The organism is Mycobacterium sp. (assembly GCF_049673265.1).
GTDB lineage: Bacteria > Actinomycetota > Actinomycetes > Mycobacteriales > Mycobacteriaceae > Mycobacterium.
Genome location: NZ_JBATXN010000356.1, coordinates 1 through 2,129, shown reverse-complemented (window position 1 = coordinate 2,129; position 2,129 = coordinate 1). Strand labels below are relative to the sequence as shown.

2 protein-coding genes are annotated in these 2,129 nt (G+C 65.5%); both read left to right on the top strand.

The genetic code is table 11. From position 1 onward, the window contains the following. Window positions 1–113: 113 nt before the first annotated feature. The gene (locus tag WBF82_RS12265) at window positions 114–1,667 is read left to right on the top strand and encodes an acyl-CoA synthetase (protein ID WP_424383297.1); all 1,554 of its coding nucleotides are present in this window, start codon (window positions 114–116) and stop codon (window positions 1,665–1,667) included. Window positions 1,668–1,680: 13 nt separating this feature from the next. Continuing rightward, on the top strand, window positions 1,681–2,129 hold a 449-nt coding region (locus tag WBF82_RS12260; RefSeq protein ID WP_424383296.1), incomplete at its 3' end, for an SDR family NAD(P)-dependent oxidoreductase.

The following is a 2,129-nucleotide window of genomic DNA, read 5'->3' as shown; positions in this document are numbered from 1 at the left end:
GGGTATTGGCTCTGGCCGCGTGACCAGGGATGGACCAGTCTTGAGACGGCCGGATTATTCCTGCGCAACGCGGTTTCCGAAGCAGACACCGCGTCGTGAACACTTCACTACCCATGCTCGCCAAGGCGCACGATCGGCTCGTCGCCGCTGGAGTGTTGTTCCGGCGCGGGATGGTCGATCCGGCGCGCCCCGATCAGGCACTGCGCGCGTATCGGGCCATGCGCCGCTACGGCGCGTTCGGCGGGCTCACCAGCTACACCGCGGCCCGTTACGGCGATGCGCCCGCCATCACCGACGACGACGGCACGATCACCTTCCGCGAGCTGGACGAGAATTCCAACGCATTGGCACGCGGATTGCAGGCCAATGGGATTCGGGCCGGCGGGGTAATCGGGTTGCTGAACCGCAACCACCGCTCGGTCATTGTCACGCTGAGTGCCGCCAACAAGATCGGCGTGCGGGTGGTGCTGATGAACACCGGGTTCGCCGGGCCGCAACTGGCCGATGTCTGTGCCAGGGAACAGGTCAGCCGCGTGCTGGCCGACGACGAGTTCGCTGGCCTGCTCCACGCGCTCCCCAGCGGGACGGTGCCCGCGTTGATCGATGGCCAGTCGCGGTCCGCGGTGTCCGCCCCGTCGCGGCCGGGCGGCATGGTGTTGTTGACCAGCGGAACCACCGGAACCCCAAAAGGCGCTCCGCGTAACCGGATCGACCCGCTGCAGTCGGCGCAGCTGCTGGACCGGATCGCCTGGCCGCATGAGGGCAGCTACTGCGTCGCGGCCCCGCTGTTCCATGCCACCGGCCTGGCGACCTGTGCCTTAGGTCTGGCGTTGGGCAACCGCATCGTGCTGGCCCGGCGTTTCGATCCGGAGTCGACGCTGCGCTCCATCGCTGCGTATCGCGCCGCTGCCCTGGTCCTGGTTCCGACGATGCTGCAACGCATCCTCGACCTGGGTCCCGACGTGCTGGCAAAGTACGACACCTCATCGCTGAATGTTGTTTTCGCCGCAGGCTCTTCGCTGTCGCCCGATCTGTGCCGCCGCACCGCCGAATCGTTCGGCGACGTGCTGTACAACCTCTACGGGTCCACCGAAGTGGCGGCTGCCGCCGTCGCAACGCCCGAAGAACTACGCTCAGCGCCCGGGACTGTCGGCCGCCCGCCGGTCGGTTGCCGGCTGGCGTGCTATGACGAGCAACGCCGCAAAATCACCGAACCCGGGCGGACCGGGACCCTTTTCGTGTCGAGCGGTCTGAGTTTTTCCGGATACACCGACGGCAAGAACAAGGAAATCGTCGAGGGGTTGCTATCGACCGGCGACACCGGGCATTTCGACGAAGCCGGGCTGTGGTTCGTCGATGGTCGTGACGACGACATGATCGTTTCCGGTGGCGAGAACGTCTTTCCGCTGGAAGTCGAGAACCTGCTGGCCGAGCATCCCGACATCGTGGAGGCCGCGGTGGTGGGCGTCGACGATCCCGACTTCGGAAAACGGCTGGCCGCATACATTGTCAAGCGGTCGCCATCCGAGGTCGACGACGAGGACGTCAAGGGCTACATCCGCATGCATCTGGCGCGGCACAAGGTGCCCCGAGATGTGGTGTTTGTCGAGCAGTTGCCGCGCAACGAAACCGGGAAAGTGCTGCGAAGCCAGCTGACTAACAGATAGGGAGTGGGTAGCCGTGAGTCGCAATGTAAGTGGAAAAGTCGTGGCCATCACCGGCGGCGCGCGCGGCATCGGGTTGGCCACCGCGAAGGCATTTGCCGCCGCCGGAGCCAAGGTTGCGATCGGCGATCTCGACGCCGATCTGGCCAAGCACGTCGCGGCCGGGCTCGACGGTGACGTCGTCGCATTGCCGCTCGATGTCACCTCGTCGCAATCCTTCGCCGCCTTTCTCGATGACGCGGAGCGTGTGCTCGGGCCGCTCGACGTGTTGGTGAACAACGCAGGGGTGATGTTCACCGGGGAGTTCCTCGCCGAATCACGGGCTGCCCAAGACCGGATGGTCGACATCAACCTGCATGGCGTCATCGCGGGTTGCAAATTGTCGGCGGAACGCTTCATTCGGCACGGCGGCGGAACCATCATCAACATCGCATCGATGGGCGGCGTCGGCGGCTTCCCGGGCGT

Excerpts from the sequence above, each read along its gene's own strand:
- WBF82_RS12265 (WP_424383297.1), top strand. The coding sequence starts at position 114 with ATGCTCGCCAAGGCGCACGATCGGCTCGTCGCCGCTGGAGTGTTGTTC.